At 75.1% G+C, this 16068-nt stretch carries 12 protein-coding genes and 1 pseudogene; 2 read left to right on the plus strand and 11 right to left on the minus strand.

Annotation, left to right across the window (positions count from 1 at the left end; all coding sequences use genetic code 11):
* Positions 1-73 precede the first annotated feature (73 nt).
* Positions 74-508, minus strand: a complete 435-nt coding sequence (locus NF338_RS10870) for a nuclear transport factor 2 family protein (protein WP_264030789.1) — start codon at positions 506-508, stop codon at positions 74-76.
* Between the two features lie 92 nt (positions 509-600).
* Here NF338_RS10870 and NF338_RS10875 point away from each other — a divergent pair, with 92 nt between their 5' ends.
* A complete protein-coding gene (locus NF338_RS10875; protein ID WP_264030790.1) occupies positions 601-1086 on the plus strand; it encodes a MarR family winged helix-turn-helix transcriptional regulator in 486 nt (161 codons plus the stop codon).
* A gap of 6 nt (positions 1087-1092) precedes the next feature.
* On the opposite strand, the gene NF338_RS10880 is transcribed toward NF338_RS10875, so the two are convergent.
* The 10 genes and pseudogenes from NF338_RS10880 to NF338_RS10925 form a co-directional block, all read right to left on the minus strand.
* On the minus strand, positions 1093-1680 hold the full coding sequence (locus NF338_RS10880) for a hypothetical protein (RefSeq protein ID WP_087470716.1): 588 nt from the start codon (positions 1678-1680) through the stop codon (positions 1093-1095).
* 62 nt (positions 1681-1742) lie between these two features.
* Positions 1743-3899: a tetratricopeptide repeat protein gene (locus NF338_RS10885; protein ID WP_264030791.1), complete on the minus strand. Its 2157-nt coding sequence runs from the start codon at positions 3897-3899 to the stop codon at positions 1743-1745.
* A 74-nt stretch (positions 3900-3973) separates the two neighbouring features.
* Positions 3974-4867 carry an HpcH/HpaI aldolase/citrate lyase family protein gene (locus NF338_RS10890; RefSeq protein ID WP_412846622.1) on the minus strand — a complete coding sequence of 298 codons (894 nt, stop codon included), beginning with the start codon at positions 4865-4867 and terminating at the stop codon, positions 3974-3976.
* 191 nt (positions 4868-5058) lie between these two features.
* Positions 5059-5532, minus strand: a pseudogene (locus NF338_RS10895) (MaoC family dehydratase); the annotation flags it as partial.
* Between the two features lie 133 nt (positions 5533-5665).
* A complete protein-coding gene (locus NF338_RS10900) occupies positions 5666-6841 on the minus strand; it encodes an acyl-CoA dehydrogenase family protein (protein WP_264030792.1) in 1176 nt (391 codons plus the stop codon).
* Positions 6838-9480: a biotin carboxylase N-terminal domain-containing protein gene (locus NF338_RS10905; protein ID WP_264030793.1), complete on the minus strand. Its 2643-nt coding sequence runs from the start codon at positions 9478-9480 to the stop codon at positions 6838-6840. The genes NF338_RS10900 and NF338_RS10905 overlap by 4 nt, the downstream gene beginning before the upstream one ends.
* A 4-nt stretch (positions 9481-9484) precedes the next feature.
* Positions 9485-11149 (minus strand): carboxyl transferase domain-containing protein, encoded by a 1665-nt coding sequence (locus NF338_RS10910; protein WP_264030794.1) that lies wholly within the window; start codon positions 11147-11149, stop codon positions 9485-9487.
* Positions 11146-12894 (minus strand): dihydrolipoamide acetyltransferase family protein, encoded by a 1749-nt coding sequence (locus tag NF338_RS10915; RefSeq protein WP_412846625.1) that lies wholly within the window; start codon positions 12892-12894, stop codon positions 11146-11148. The genes NF338_RS10910 and NF338_RS10915 overlap by 4 nt, the downstream gene beginning before the upstream one ends.
* Positions 12891-13967: an alpha-ketoacid dehydrogenase subunit beta gene (locus NF338_RS10920; RefSeq protein ID WP_264030795.1), complete on the minus strand. Its 1077-nt coding sequence runs from the start codon at positions 13965-13967 to the stop codon at positions 12891-12893. The genes NF338_RS10915 and NF338_RS10920 overlap by 4 nt, the downstream gene beginning before the upstream one ends.
* Positions 13964-15415 carry a thiamine pyrophosphate-dependent dehydrogenase E1 component subunit alpha gene (locus NF338_RS10925; protein WP_264030796.1) on the minus strand — a complete coding sequence of 484 codons (1452 nt, stop codon included), beginning with the start codon at positions 15413-15415 and terminating at the stop codon, positions 13964-13966. Before NF338_RS10925 ends, NF338_RS10920 begins: the two co-directional genes overlap by 4 nt.
* Before the next feature lie 142 nt (positions 15416-15557).
* Here NF338_RS10925 and NF338_RS10930 point away from each other — a divergent pair, with 142 nt between their 5' ends.
* Positions 15558-16031 carry an Lrp/AsnC family transcriptional regulator gene (locus tag NF338_RS10930; protein WP_264030797.1) on the plus strand — a complete coding sequence of 158 codons (474 nt, stop codon included), beginning with the start codon at positions 15558-15560 and terminating at the stop codon, positions 16029-16031.
* Positions 16032-16068: the final 37 nt, after the last annotated feature.

Below are 16068 nucleotides of genomic sequence, written 5' to 3' on the forward strand. Positions count from 1 at the left end.
ACCACAGGCTCCACAGCGCGATCGGCAACCAGCCGCCGGTCAGCCGGCTGACCAACCTCCCTGGACATCACACCTAGAGCGCTCGCACGAGCGCGCCCGTCAGCGCGACGGGTGTGACCTCCAGGCGGTCGAGCCGCCAGCCGTCCTCGGTGCGTCGCGCGCCGTAGCGGTGGACCGCGGCCGCGATCGACTCGGTCGCGTCGTCGACGACGAACACGGCGAGGTCGTGCGCGCGCACCGTCGCAGAGTCGCCGTCGATCTCGACGACGAGGTTTCCCTTGTGGTGCAGGGTGCGGGCGTAGCCGTCGTGGCCGCGTCGCACGAGCGCGACGAGCGCGTCGAGGCCCCGTGACTCGCCGCGCAGCGAGCTGACGACGACGTCGTCGGTGAAGAGCCGGTCGGTCTCGTCGTACCGGCGCTCGTCGATCCACAGGCTGTGGCGGGCGACGAGGTCGGCCAGCTCGGCCCGGTCGGCGAGCTCGCGAACGAGCGTCTCGGTCGTGGTCATGTCTCCTCCTCATATCGTAAGAGCGACTAACGTTCGCCCCTCTCACGAAACCTAGATCGTTAGAGCGACTAACGCAAGGGTAGGATCAGGTCGTGGACACCGAGGACGACCTCCGCTTCGACCGCGGCGACGAGACGCCGGCGCGGCTCACGGGACAGCTCTCCCGCCTCGTCGGCATGACCGCGGCCCAGACCCGTCGCGTCGCCGGAGACGCCCTGCGGGCCGTCGGCGCGCACAAGGACCACTTCGTCGTGCTCGCCGCCCTCGCCGAGCTCGGCCCCGCGAGCCAGTCGGCCCTGTCGGACCGCACGAGGGTCTACCGCAGCGACCTCGTCGCCGTCCTCAACGAGCTCGGCGCCGGAGGCTGGGTCGAGCGGACCCCTGACCCGGCGGACAAGCGCCGCAACGTCGTGTCGATCACGCCCGCAGGAGAGCGCCGCCTCGACGAGCTGGACGCGATCCTCGCGGGGGTCAACGACCGGGTCATGGCGCCGCTCTCCCCGGCCGAACGGGCGCAGCTCTTCGACCTCCTCGGACGCGTCAACGCGCACCTCGCCGCCGGGGCCGACCGCCCCTGAGAGGGCTCAGCCGAGCACGCGCTCGCGGGCGTGGCCGAACGTGAGCGACGGGAGCGTCTCGAGCTCACCGTGCGCCGCGACGTAGTCCTTGAGGTCGCCCCGGAAGACGACGCGGCCCGGCAGGTCGAGCAGCGTCTGCGGCCGCACCTGCCACCGCTCGACGCCGAGGTCGCACACCCCGGCGCCGTGCAGCACGTGGTAGACGAACTCGGAGCAGAAGAACCGGTCCTCCGCCTCGTGGCCGCGCCCGAAGCGGGCCCCGACGAGCCCGCGCACGTTGTAGGAGAACGCGTGCGAGTCCAGCAGGAACTCGGTGATCCGCACCCGGATCGCCTCGTGCTGCTCCGGCGTCACGGGGACCGCGAGCACGACCCCGGGCACGACGTCCATGCCGCGGTACAGGCCGTCGTCGAACCGCTCGCGTCGGAAGCACCCGACGAACGGGTTCCCGGCCCGACGTCGCCCGAAGCTGAACATGAGGTCGAGCCCCGGGTCGAGAGCCAGGGCCGAGTGCGTGAACTCGTCGCGGGTCGCCAGCGCGATGGTCCGGGACAGGACCGTACGGCTGCGGGACAGGACGACGTAGACGTTCACGCGAGTGACCATACGATGCCCGAGCCCGCAAGTGGAACGGCCCGCGGGGGTATTTTGTCCGGTCAGCCCGCCGCGAGCGCTCCGACGACCTGCTCGGCGAGCTGCGGAGGGAACTGCGCGGCGGCGTCGCGCACGTCGAACCCGAGGTCCTCGGCGAGCGCGAACGCCCGGCCGGCGCGGACAGGGTCGGGCAGCGACCCGTCCCCCGTGAGCATCATGACGCCCGCCGTGAACGCCGCGCGGCCGTTGCCCCGGTCGCCCGCGGCGAGGTAGAGCTCCAGGGCCCGCGCGGAGTCCCGGGGACGACCGCGACCCGTCGCGTGCTCCGCCGCCAGGTTGTAGAGCGCGCGGGGGTGGCCGGCGTCGGCGGCCTGCTCGAGGAAGGCGCGCGAGCGTGCCTCGTCCACCGGCGCGCCCTGGCCCGTCGCGGTGAGGACGGACAGCTCGAACAGCGCGTCGGCGTTCCCGCGGCGCGCCGCCTCCTCGTGGTCGGCGACGGCCGCCGTGGCGTCCTGCGCGAACCCGTAGCCGTTGTAGCGCATCCACCCGCGCAGCACGTGCGCCCCGCCGTCGGGGTCGTCCTCGGCGAGCCGGTCGACCCGCTCGGCCGCCTCCACGGCGAGCGGCAGGCGGCGGAAGTACGCCTCGCGCACCCACGACGTCGCCGCCTCGCGCGACACCGCGTCCGCCCCGCCCGCGTCGGCCCTGCGGTACGTGTCGACGAGCACCTGCTCCGCGTCGCCCGGCAGCAGGCCGATCACGTGCTCGTTGCGGACGAACGCGTCGCGCAGCCCGTGCGCCGCGGCCAGGGCCCGCTCCCGGCTCACGGCGCGGTCGTCGAGCACGTCGCGCGCCGCCTCGTAGGCGACGCTGCCGCGCGGGCGCGGCGTGCCCGACGTCGGCGCCCCCTCCGCGGTCGCGCTCGCCGACGCGTCACCCGCCTCCGCCGCCTTCGCCGCGTCGCGCGCGTCGGCGTCCCAGACGAGCTCGCCGTCCGGGTTCCAGATCTGGTTCGTCCGGTTCTTCGCCCACACCGCCCGGAAGCCCTCGGGGAGCGAGAGGTAGCGCACGAGGTGCGGCGCCCGGCGGTACAGCTCGTGCGCGGGCACGGGGAGGAGCCCGCCGCGGGGCTGCGCGGCGATCGACTTCACGACCCACCCCGACGCGCCGTCGCCCACCGGTCCGGTGCGCTCGACGTACATCTCCGGGGCGTCGTACACGTCGTTGTAGACCAGCACGGTCTCCGTGAAGCGCGTGCTCTTCGAGCCGACCTTGCAGAAGGCGACCATCTCGCGCTGCTGCCGGTAGGTGTCGAGCATCGGGTCGACGTCCCACGTGAGCGTCGAGATCCCGTCCTTCGTGAGGTCCGTGACGGCGACGCGCAGGTCGTCGCCCGACGCCGAGAGGACGACCCACCAGAAGCCGTGCCAGACCTGGTAGCCCGTCACGACCTTCTCCGCGGGGAGCGTCGCGACCCAGTCCAGGAACGACTGCGCCGTCGGGGCGAGGAACGGCGTCGTCTGCGTCCACACGCGGCGACCCGTGGCCGACCGGACGTCGAGCACGACCTGCGCGGGCACCGTCGTCGGCGTCCCGTCCGCCCACCAGCGCACGGCGTCCGCCGCGGGCGGCGGCCACGCGGTGCGACCGTTGGCGACCGGGTCCAGCGCGAGCACGTCGTCCCCGTCGAAGTACGCGACGTACCAGTGGCCCGGCCCGTGCGCGCGGTCCACGCCGACGACGACGAAGGCGCCCTTGCCGCGGGCGCGCAGCCGGTCCGCGATCTCGTCCGGCGTCGTCTGCTCGAACGCGCCGCCGACGAGCTCCGCGAGCTCCGCCTCGCTCGGGCCGGTGGGCGTCGCGGGCTGCGCCGGGTCGCCGCGCAGGATCCCGACCATCGAGGCCACGGCCGACGCCGCGTGGTTCACCGGCAGGGTCGCGGCGTTCGCGTCGTTGCGGTGGCCCGCGTGGAACGCCTCCACCAGCTGGGCCTGCGTGAAGCACGACTCGCGTACGTACGCCGACCCGTCGAAGCCGACGATCGCCTGCGCCCCGCCGCGGCCCGGGGTCCACACGTGGAAGCCACCCGGGACGACCTTGTTGTGGCGCGCGACCGTCGCGACGTCGATGCCGAGGAGGGTCGCGGCGCGGTCGGCGAGGTGCGGGAACCCTTCGGTCCAGTGCTGGTTCTGCGGGCTCTGCGGGTTCGCGTCGGTCACGGGGAGAGGCTATGCGGCACCCCCGACGCGCCGCACCGACCTGGCATGGGGACCGGTCCCCATCGTGCGACCGGTCAGGTGCCCGCCCGGCGCAGGACCGCCTCCGCGTGGCGCAGCACAGGGCCGTCGACCATCCGGCCGTCGTGCGTGAAGACCGCGTCCCGTCCGCCGGGGTTCGCGGCCGCCGCGTCGAGCAGGGCGCGTGCCGCCTCCACCTGGTCCGGCGTCGGGGCGTAGGCCGCGCGGATCACGGGGACGTGGCTCGGGTGGATGCACGCGGTCGCCGCGAACCCCGACGCGGCGGCGTCGTCCGCCTCGGCCCGCAGCCCGTCGAGGTCGCCCACGTCGACGTGCACCGCGTCGACCGCGGCCTTGCCCGCGGCGCCGGCAGCGAGGAGCACCGCGGACCGCGCGTGCCGCGCGACGTCGCGGTACGACCCGTCCGGGCGTCGGCTCGACGTCCCGCCGAGCGACGCGACGAGGTCCTCCGCACCCCACATCAGCGCGACGACCTCGGGCCGCCGGGCGAGCTCCGGCGCCGCGACGACGCCCGCCGCCGTCTCGCACAGCGCGAGGACCCGGACGCCCGGGAGGGTGGTCGCGAGCGCGCCGAGCGACCCCAGCAGCTCCGGCCCGGCCTTGGCGACCATGACCGTCCGTAGCCGCGTGTCCACGAGCGCCGCGACGTCGAGCGCGTGCTCCGGCGTCCCGACGGCGTTGACCCGCACGACCGTCCGCGCCGGGTCGAGCGTCGCGGACGCCTCGACGACCGCCCGCCGGGCGGCAGCCTTCGCCGGCGCGGCGACGGCGTCCTCGAGGTCGAGGATCACCGCGTCGGCGCGGTCGGCGGCCTTGCCGAACCGGTCGGGCCGGTCGCCGGGGCAGAACAGCAGCGCCGGCCCGAGCCGGAACCTGAGCGACCCCGCGTCGTCGGTCACGGCGCGGTCCGCGCCGACGGCGTCGCTCACCACGCGCTCTCCTCGTCGCCGCGCTCCAGGACGGGGTCGTGGGGCCCGCTCTCGCCGCCGAGCCCTGGATCCCTCCCCACGCGGGCGCCGGGCTGGGGAGCGATCCCGGGTTCGGCAGGTCCGGGGTGCCCGGCCACGGGTGCGGCGGACGCCCCCGGCGACCCGGCGCCGTCGGGCACCGCCGCCGACGCCGCCTCGTGGGCGGCGCGGGTCCAGAAGAGCGCGGTGCGGACGGCGCGCGCGACGAGGACGCCGTCCTGGTTGAGTCCGCGGTGCTCCAGCGTGACGACGCCCTGCCCCGGGCGGGACGCCGACAGCCGCTTCTCGACGACCTCCGTCTCCGCGTAGAGCGTGTCGCCGTGGAACAGCGGCTTCGGGAACTCGACCTCGCGAAAGCCGAGGTTCGCGACGATCGTGCCCTGCGTGACCTGCCCGACCGACAGCCCCACGAGCGTGGACAGCGTCATCATCGAGTTGACGAGGCGCTGCCCGAACGGCTGCGTCGCGGCCCACGCGGCGTCGAGGTGCAGCGCCTGGTGGTTCATCGTGAGCGTGGAGAAGACGACGTCGTCCGCCTCCGTGAGCGTGCGGCCGGGCCGGTGGCGGTACACCACGCCCGTCTCGAGCTCGTCGTAGTACAGACCCCGCTGGACCACCTCGCGCATACTGCTCCTCCCTCGTCCTGGACCACCCGCCTGCTGCCGTCCGCCGAGAACGACGTCCCCCGCCGTCGACCACGACGTTGCTGTCGGTATGGCTGCCCAGAACGACAGCAACGTCGTGTTCGGCAGCGCCGGTCTACCCCGACAGGCCCAGGCTCCTCGCGATGATCATCAGCTGCACCTCGGTGGTGCCCTCGCCGACCTCGAGCACCTTGGCGTCGCGGTAGTGCCGGGCGACCGGGTTCTCGTTGAGGAAGCCGTAGCCGCCGAAGATCTGCGACGCGTCGCGCGCGTTCGCCATCGCCGCCTCGCCGCCGACGAGCTTCGCGACCGACGCCTCCGCCTTGAACGGCTTGCCCGCGACGAGCTTGTGGGCGGCGTCGAGCCACGCGAGCCGGGCCGTGTGGACACGGGCCTGCATGCGCGCGAGCGTGAACGCGACGTGCTGGTTCTCGCCGATCGACCGCCCGAAGACGACCCGTTCCTTCGCGTACCGCAGCGCCTCCTCGAGACAGCCCTGCGCGGCACCGGTCGCCAGCGCGGCGAACGCGATGCGGCCCTCGTCGAGCGCGCGCAGGAAGTTCGCGTACCCCCGGCCACGCTCGCCGAGCAGGTTGTCCCCCGGGACCCGGACGTCGGTGAGCGTGAGGGGGTGCGTGTCGGAGGTGTGCCACCCGACCTTGTCGTACGCCGGCCCGACCTCCAGCCCGGACGTCCCCGCCGGCACGACGATGCTCGACAGCTCCTTGCGCACCTCGCCGTCCTGGCTGACGTGCTCGCCCGTGACGGCCGTGATGGTCACGAGGCTCGTGATCGGCGTCCCCGAGTTGGTGATGAACTGCTTGGACCCGTCGATCACCCACTCGTCGCCGTCGAGCCGCGCGGTCGTGCGGGTACCGCCCGCGTCGGAGCCGGCGTCGGCCTCCGTGAGCCCGAACGCCGCGAGCGCCCGCCCGGCGAGGAGGTCGGGCAGCCAGCGCTCCTGCTGCTCGCGCGAGCCGTGCCGGAAGATCGGCACGATCCCCAGCCCGACGCCCGCCTCGAGCGTCACCGCGATGGACTGGTCGACGCGCGCGAGCGCCTCCACGGCGAGGCACAACGACACGTAGTCCTTGCCCTGGCCACCGATCTCGCGCGGGAACGGGAGCCCGAACAGCCCCAGCTCCCCCATCTGCTCGATGATCTCCATCGGCAGGCGGCGCTCCGTGTCGTACCGGTAGGCGGCGGGCGCGACGACGCTGTCCGCGAAGTCGCGCACCACCTGGCTGAGCTTCCGCTGCTCGTCGTCGAGCAGGACGTCGGCCTCGATCATGATGCTCCCTGGGTGTCGGGTTGCGGAACCGGGGCGGCGGGTTGTGCCGCGCCGGAGTCGTGGGGGTGGACGACGGCGACCACCTGGTCCCGGCGCACGAGGTCGCCGGGGCGCACGCGCACCGTCGCGACGCCGTCGTGCGGGGCGAGGAGCGGGTGCTCCATCTTCATGGCCTCGACCGTGACGAGGACGTCCCCGGCGGCGACCGGCTCGCCGTCCGCGACGGCCGTCACGACCGTGCCCGGCATGGCGGCCCGCACCTCGGGGTCCGTCGCCCCCGGCGCGTCCCCCCGGGCCCGACGCCGCTCGTCCCGCGCCCGCGCGGCGCGCTGCTCCCGGCTCGGCGCGGCCAGCGCGACGGTCCGCCCGTCGCGCCACAGCCACACCGTCGCGGGCTCGCCGTCGGCGGGCGGCACGTCGAGCGCGAGCCGCACCCGCTCCCGGACGCCGTCCACGGTGAGCCACCACGCGCCGTCGGCCCCGGCGTCGCGCTCGATCGACGCCCGCACCTCACGCGGTCGCCCGGCGCCGGGTCCCCACCCGCCGTCGGTGTCGCGCGCCGGCGGACACTGCACGACGGCGTCCCGCGCCGACCCGGAGACCCGCACCTCGTGCCCACCACCGGCGCCATCGACCAGCACGACCAACCGCGGAGCGGCGGCCGCGTTGAGCCGCCACCCGTCCCTGACCCGCCACGGATCGTCCTCGCCCGTCCCCGCCGCCCCGCCGAACCCGGGGTTGTCGCGCACATCGTCAGCGAACCTGTCGACAACCCCGGATTCGGCACGGCGCGTGGTTGTCGCGAACAGCGCTGCGGCCACGAGATCGGCCCACGCGACGCCGTCGGACAACGAGCCGACCTCCGGGGTGAGGACCCGAGGGGCGTGTGCTCCGTCGTGCTCGAGGGGCGAGCCAATCTCCGAGGCGAGGGGACGGCGGGTGTGCGCGCCGTCGTGCTCGGCGGGCGAGCCAACCTCCGAGGCGAGGGGACGGCGGGTGTGCGCGCCGTCGTGCTCGGCGGGCGAGCCGACCGCAGAGGTGAGGGGTCGGGGGGTGTGCGCGCCGTCGTGGCTGGGCCTGGCGGGAGCGCCCGAGGAACGAGGGCGCGGATGGTAGACGGCGCGCACACCCCCCGACCCCTCACCGGACCCGACCACAGACCCCGACGACGAACCAGAAGACACGAGCCGGTCGATCAGCCCGGTGTCGAGCCGTCCCGCCCGTACGTCACCGTCCGCCAGCAGAGACCGCAGGAACGCCGTGTTCGTCTCGACCCCCAGCACGACCGTCCGCGCGAGCAGCCCGTCGAGCCGGTCGACGGCCTCGTCGCGGGACTCGCCCCACGCGACGGCCTTCGCGAGCATCGGGTCGTAGTGACCCCCGACGACCGCGCCGGCGGAGATGCCGGAGTCGAGGCGCAGCGGCGAGGCGCCGGGCCCGGCGGGGACGCCGTCGTCGTCGTAGACCAGGACCGAGCCGGTCGCCGGGAGGAACCCGCGCTCGGGCGACTCGGCGTAGAGGCGCGCCTCGACGGCGTGGCCGCGCAGCACGACGTCGTCCTGGGCGACGCCGAGCGGCGCGCCCGCCGCGACGCGGAGCTGGAGCTCGACGAGGTCGAGGCTGGTGACCATCTCGGTCACGGGGTGCTCGACCTGCAGCCGCGTGTTCATCTCGATGAAGAAGAACGCGTCGGGCGACGCGGCGGGCACGAGGAACTCGACCGTCCCGGCGCCGACGTACCCGACGGACCGAGCGACCTCGCACGCCGCCGCGCCCATGCGGGCGCGCTGCGCGGGGGTGAGGAGCGGCGAGGGCGCCTCCTCGACGACCTTCTGGTGGCGCCGCTGGAGCGAGCACTCGCGCTCGCCGAGGTGGACCACGGTCCCGTGCGCGTCGGCGAGCACCTGCACCTCGATGTGGCGCGGTGCCTCGACGAGCCGTTCGAGCAGCAACGTGTCGTCGCCGAACGACGACGCGGCGACGCGACGCGCGGACGCGAGCGCACCCGGCAGGCCCTCGGCCGTCCGCACGACGACCATGCCCTTGCCGCCGCCCCCGGCGGACGGCTTGACGAGCAGCGGGAACCCGACGTCGCGCGCGGTGGCCAGCAGGTCGTCGTCGGACATCCCGGGCTCGCCCGCGCCGGGCACGACCGGCACGCCCCGGGCGCCGACGATGCGCTTGGCGGCGAGCTTGTCCGCCATCGCCTCGAGCGCGTCGACGCCGGGCCCGACGAACGCGATGCCCGCGCGCTCGCACGCGCGGGCGAGCGCAGGGTTCTCGGACAGGAAGCCGTAGCCGGGGTGGACCGCCTCGGCGCCGGTCGCGACGGCCGCGGCGACGACGGCGTCGACGTCGAGGTAGCTCTGCGTGGCGGGCGCGGGACCGATCCGGACGGCGACGTCGGCCTCGCGCACGTGGCGAGCGTCGGCGTCAGCGTCGGAAAAGACGGCGACCGAGCGCACACCGAGGCGCCGGAGCGTGCCGATCACGCGGCACGCGATCTCGCCACGGTTGGCGACGAGGACCGTGCGGAACCCGGGATCGCCGCCGGGTAGGGCAGTCGGCCGGTCCGCCGGGCGCTCGGACGGCCGGTCCGCCGGCCGGGCCGTCGCCTCGTGGGGGGTGTCGGAGGTCATCGGCTCACATCCGGAAGAGGCCGAACCGGTCACCGGTCCAGGTTTCGGCGAGGGGCGTGCGCGCACACACGCCGAGGGCGAGGCCGAGCACGCGGCGCGTGTCGGCGGGGTCGATCACGCCGTCGTCCCACAGGCGCGCGGTCGCGTAGTAGGGGCTGCCGTGCTCGTCGTAGTCGGCGCGGATGCCGGCGGAGAACGCGGCCTCCTCGTCGGGGTCCCACGTCTCGCCGCGTGCGGCGAGCTGGTCGCGCTTGACGGTCGACAGCACGGACGCGGCCTGCGGACCGCCCATGACGGAGATGCGGCTCGCGGGCCACGACCACAGGAACCGCGGCGAGTACGCGCGCCCGCACATCGAGTAGTTGCCGGCGCCGAACGACCCGCCGACGATCACGGTGAGCTTCGGGACGCGCGTCGTCGCGACGGCCGTGACCATCTTGGCGCCGTCCTTGGCGATGCCACCTGCCTCGGCGTCGGTGCCGACCATGAACCCGGAGATGTTCTGCAGGAACAGCAGGGGGATGCCGCGCTGGTCGCACAGCTCGATGAGGTGCGCCCCCTTGAGCGCCGACGCCCCGAAGAGCACGCCCTGGTTCGCGAGGATGCCCACCGGGTGGCCGTGGACGCGCGCGAACCCGGTGACGAGCGTGTCGCCGTACTCGCGCTTGAACTCGTCGAACCGGCTGCCGTCGACGAGTCGCGCGATGATCTCGCGCGGGTCGTACGGTGCTTGTACATCGGTCGGGACGGCACTGTACAGACCTTCGCCGGACCGGCTCGTCGTCCCCGGTCCGGACGCGCGGGCGTCATCGTGGCCGACGGCGGGGGGCAGGCTCGCTGCGACGTTCCACGCAGGTGCGGGGTCGGGCGGGAGCGTCGCGACGATGCGGCGCACGGTGTCGAGCGCGTCCTCGTCGTCGTCGGCGAGGTGGTCGACGACGCCGCTCCGGCGCGCGTGCAGCTCGCCGCCGCCGAGCTCCTCGGCCGTGACGACCTCGCCGATGGCCGCCTTCACGAGCGGCGGCCCGCCGAGGAAGATCGTGCCCTGGTCGCGCACGATCACCGTCTCGTCGCTCATGGCCGGCACGTACGCACCGCCCGCCGTGCACGACCCGAGGACCGCGGAGATCTGCGGGATCCCCGCCGCCGAGAGCCGGGCCTGGTGGTAGAAGATCCGGCCGAAGTGGTCGCGGTCCGGGAACACCTCGGCCTGCCGGGGCAGGAACGCGCCGCCCGAGTCGACGAGGTAGACGCACGGCAGCCGGTTCTCGAGCGCGATCTCCTGCGCCCGCAGGTGCTTCTTCACCGTGAGCGGGTGGTACGTCCCGCCCTTCACGGTCGCGTCGTTGCACACGACCATGACCTGCCGCCCGCTCACCACACCGATCCCGGCGACGACCCCGGCAGCCGGCCACGCGCCGTCGTCCACGCCGTACCCGGCGAGCGGCGCGATCTCGAGGAACGGGCTGCCCTCGTCGAGCAGCCGGTCGACGCGGTCGCGCGGCAGCAGCTTGCCGCGCGCGACGTGCCGGTCGCGCGCCGACGCCGGTCCCCCGCGCGCGACGTCCGCCGTGCGCTCCCGCAGCTCGCCGGAGAGCGCCCGCTGCGCGGCGTCGTTCGCCCGGGCCGCATCCGACCCGGGCTCGACGGCGCTCGTCAGGACCGTCATCCGGTCACCCCTCCCTGCCGAACCCGGGATCGCTCCCCAGCGGAGGCTGATCCTGGGGAGGAATCCAGGGCTCGGCCGGGCGCGGTCCCGCCCGTGGGCACCGGACCGCTCGCCAGGAGGGCGAGGGCCGGGTCCTCGAGCAGCGCGCCGAGGTCGGCGAGGAAGCGCGCGCCCTGCTCGCCGTCGACCACGCGGTGGTCGAACGACAGGCTCAGGGTGACGACGTCGCGCAGCGCGACCTCGCCGTCGTGCTCCCACGGCCGACGCCGCACCGCGCCCAGGCCGAGGATCGCCGCCTCGCCGGGCACGAGGATGGGCGTCCCCGCGTCGACGCCGAACACGCCGACGTTGGTGATCGAGATCGTCCCGCCGGTGAGTCGCTCGGGCGTCGTGCGACCCTCGCGCGCCGTGACCGTGAGGTCGGTGAGCGCGGCGGCGAGGTCGGGCAGGTCGAGGTCCTGCGCGTCGGGGACGTGCGGCACGACCAGCCCCCGGTCCGTCGCGACCGCGATGCCCAGGTGCACGCGGCGGTGCCGCACGATCTCCGCGGTGCCGTCCGGGAGGTCGTGCCACGCGCTGTTGAGCGCGGGGTGGCGGGGCAGCGCGAGGCACAGCGCGCGGGCCGCGAGCGCCAGCACGGTGATCCGCGCGCCGCGCGCGAGGCGATGGGTCCGCAGGCGTTCCAGGAGCTCGACGCTGCGCGTCACGTCGACCGTGAGGAACACCGTCGCGTGCGGTGCGGTGAACGCGCTCGCCACCATCGCCGCCGCGGTGTGCTTGCGTACCCCCCGCACCGGCACGACCTCGGGCTCGAGCCCGGCCCTCGCGTCGGCACCGACGGCCCCCGAGAGGGGAGACGTGGCCCCTCGGCCAGCACCTCCCGGGGCCGTTTCTCCGCTCTCGCCCGTCGGCGCCGTCGGGGTGACGGGCGTCGCGGCCCGCGCTGTCGACGCGGCGAGCGTCGCGGTCCGCGCGGTCGGGGCGGCGAGCGTGCCGTGCACGTCGCGCGGCTGCCGCGCGACGTCGCGGTGGCAGCTCACCGCCGCGAGGACGTCGTCGCGCGTGATGAGGCCGTCCCGCCCCGTCCCCGCGACCCGGTCGATGCGCACGCCGAGCTTCTTCGCGAGCGCCCTGACGGGCGGCGTCGACCGCGGCCGCTCGCCGGCCCGGCCGCGCGCCCCGCCGTCGTCCCCTCGCGCGCCGAGCCCGGGATCCGTCCCCAGGATCGGGACCGCCTGAGGAGCGACCCCGGGTTCGGCCGGCTCGGGCTCGCGTCCGGCAGCAGCCACAGGGGCCCGACGGCGGCGCGTGGGCCTGCCCGCACGCTCCGGCGCGGCCCCGTACCCGACGAGGTTCGGCTCTGGCCCGTCGTCGTCCCCCGGCTCGCCGAGTCCGGGGTCTCTCCTCACGGGAGCAGCCGTCTGAGGAGCGACCCCGGGTTCGGCAGCCTGGGGTGTCGCGGGAGGGGCACTGTCCCGGGTCGGGGCGGCAGGGGTGCCGTCGTCGATCTCGAACGTCACCAAGGGGGCGCCGACCATGACGGTCTGCCCCTCCTCCGCGTGCAGGGACGCGACCACGCCGGCGTACGGGGACGGGAGGTCGACGAGTGCCTTGGCCGTCTCGACCTCGGCGATGACCTGGTTGAGCTCGACGTGGTCGCCCGCGTGGACGTGCCAGCTGACGATGTCGGACTCGGTGAGGCCCTCCCCGAGGTCGGGGAGGCGGAACTCGCGCATCGTCATCATCGGGCCACCGCCTCGACGGTGCGGGTCGCGCCGCGCGACGCGGGAGCCCCGACCGGCGCCGCGGCGTCGGGCACGGACGACGGCACGAACGGCTCGACCCGACCCAGGACGCGGTCGACGCCGTCGAGGATGCGGTCGAGGTCGGGCAGGTAGTGGCCCTCGAGCTTGGCGGGCGGGTACGGCATGCCGTGGCCGGTCACGCGGACGGGCGCGGCCTCGAGGTACTCGAAGCAGCGGTCGGTCACGGTCGCGGCGATCTCCGCGCCGAGCCCGGCCTGCCGCGGCGCCTCGTGCGTCACGACGACCCGCCCGGTCTTCCGGACCGACGCCGCGACGGTGTCGTGGTCGATCGGCGAGAGCGAGCGCAGGTCGATCACCTCGACCGACACGCCGTCGTCGGACGCGGCGACGGCGGCGTCGAGCGCGGTCCCGACGAGGCCGCCCCACGTGACGAGCGTGACGTCGTGGCCCTCCCGCACGACGCGCGCCCGGTCCATGGGCAGCGGGTCGACCGGGTCGAGGTCGACCTCGCCCTTGAGGTGGTAGCGCCGCTTGGGCTCGAAGAAGATCACCGGGTCGTCGCACGCGACGGCCTGGCGCAGCACGGTGTACGCGTCCTGCGGGTTCGCGACCGACACCACCCGCAGCCCCGCGACGTGCGCGAACAGCGCCTCGGGCGACTCGGAGTGGTGCTCGGCCGCGCCGATGCCGCCGCCGACGGGGATGCGGATCGTGATCGGCAGGCGCACGTTCCCGCCGGTGCGGGCGTGCATCTTGGCGAGCTGCGACAGGATCTGGTCGAACGCGACGAACACGAAGCCGTCGAACTGGATCTCGCACACCGGCCGGTAGCCGCGGTACGCGAGCCCGACGGCCGTCCCGATGATCCCGGACTCCGCGAGCGGCGTGTCGAGCACGCGCCGCGGCCCGAACTCTGCCTGGAGCCCGTCGGTCACGCGGTAGACGCCGCCGAGCCGGCCGACGTCCTCGCCCATGACGACCACGCGGTCGTCGTCCGTCATCGCGCGGCGCAGCCCCGCGCCGAGCGCCTTCGCCACGGTGAGGGTGCTCATCGCGCCACCCCCGTCGCGGTCGCCCCCGTGCCCGACGCCGCCCGGTCGCCCGCGGCGCCCGGCCCACCCGCGCCGTCGTCCCCGGCCGAGCCGTCGTCGTCCCCGAAGGACGCGAGGTAGTGGGCGTACTCCGCGCGCTCGCGCTCCAGCGCGTGGTGCGGCTCGGCGTAGACGTGGTCGAAGAGGGACAGCGGCGGCGGGTCGGTGAGCGCGACGCACCCGGCGCGCAGCTCGGCCGCCGCGGCGTCGGCGACGCCCTGCACCCGGGCCGCCCCCGCGTCGTCGAGCACGCCGACGGACCGCAGGTACGCCTCGAACCGCGCGAGCGGGTCGCGCCCGGTCCACTTCTCGACCTCGGCCGCGTCGCGGTACCGCTTCGGGTCGTCGGCGGTGGTGTGCGGGCCCATGCGGTAGGTGACGGCCTCGATCAGCGTCGGGCCGCCGTCGTGGCGGGCCCGGTCGAGCGCGGCACGCGTCACGGCGAGCACGGCGAGCACGTCGTTGCCGTCCACGCGCACGCCCGGCATGCCGAACCCGCGCGCGCGGTCGGCGAGCGGGACGCGCGACTGGAGCGCGACCGGCTCGGAGATCGCCCACTGGTTGTTCTGGCAGAAGAAGACGACCGGCGAGCGGTACGTGGACGCGAAGACGAACGCCTCGTTCACGTCGCCCTGGCTCATCGCGCCGTCGCCGAGGTACGCGACCCCCACGGGGAGCCCGGCGGACGCGTCGACACGGCCGGCGTCGACGTCGTTCTGGACGCCCATCGCCCAGCCCGTCGCGTGGAGCGTCTGCGCGCCGATGATGACCTGCGGCGACGCCATCCCGATCGCGTACGGGTCCCAGCCGGAGACCGCGACGCCGCGCCACACGCGCACGAGGTCGACGAGCTCGGCGCCGCGCACGCGCGCGACGGCGTGCTCGCGGTAGGAGGAGAAGACGAAGTCGTCGTCGCGCAGCGCGCGCGCCGAGCCGACCTGGGCCGCCTCCTGACCGAGCAGCGGGGGCCACAGCGCGAGCTCGCCCTGCCTCTGGAGGGCCGTCGCCTCCGCGTCGATGCGCCGCGCGACGACCATGTCCTCGTAGAGCCGCAGGAGCGTCGTCCGGGCGGCCTCGCGCGCGTCGTCGTCGGGTGCCGCGGGGTCGAGGTCGGCGAGCCACCGGTCGAGCTCGGGGTCCGGGAGGCGCGTGCCGTCCTCGGTCAGCAGGCGCAGGGTCGGGGTCGTGCCCGACGGCGTGTCCCCGACGTCCCGGGGAGCGTCACCGGTGCGGGGCGGGCTGCCCGGAGCACCCGCGCGCCGGGCGGCGGGCGTGTCCGGGCGCACGTCGTGCGCCATGGTCTTCCGGTCTGCTCGTGCGTCGCGCGGGGTTGCCGCCCGGTGACCGTTCTGCGCCTTCGGCGGGGTCGCCGCCGTCGGTCCGGTCCGCACCGCAGGTTCGCTGGGCATCGTCGCCACCTCACCTCGGGGAGCCGGTCCTCTCCGTCGAGGACCGAGGTAGGGCGAACGTAACCCCTGGCGCGCACATGGCTCCACCGACCTCCGACACGCTGCGCAGTGTGACCGCCGTCACTCGGCTAGGGTGAGCAGCATGCACAGCGCCGACGCTGTCGACCTCGACCTCCTGCTCGCCCTCGCCGACGACCCGCGGGCGACGATCGTCGCGCTCGCCGACCGCCTGCGGATCTCCCGCAACACCGTCGCCGCGCGCCTCGCGCGGCTGGAGGCCGAGGGCGCGTTCCTCGCGCTCGACCGGCGGATCGACCCGCACGTGCTCGGGCACCCGCTCACGGCGTTCGTCGAGGTCCAGGTGCGGCAGAAGGAGCTCGCCCGGATCGTCGACGACGTCGCGCGCATCCCCGAGGTCGTGCAGGCGTTCGGGCGCAGCGGGACGGCCGACCTGCGCGTCACCGTCGCGTGCCGCGACACCGACCACCTGTTCCGCATCGACGCGGCGATCCTCGCGATCGACGGCGTCGAGCGCACGGAGACCTCGCTCTCGATGGGCGAGCTCATCCCCTACCGCCTGCACCCGCTCATCGAGCAGCAGCGCCGCCGTGCCTGACGCGGCGTCCCGCGTCGAGGGACGCCTCGGTTCGCCG

Source organism: Cellulosimicrobium sp. SH8 (assembly GCF_025818875.1).
Classification (GTDB): domain Bacteria; phylum Actinomycetota; class Actinomycetes; order Actinomycetales; family Cellulomonadaceae; genus Cellulosimicrobium; species Cellulosimicrobium cellulans_D.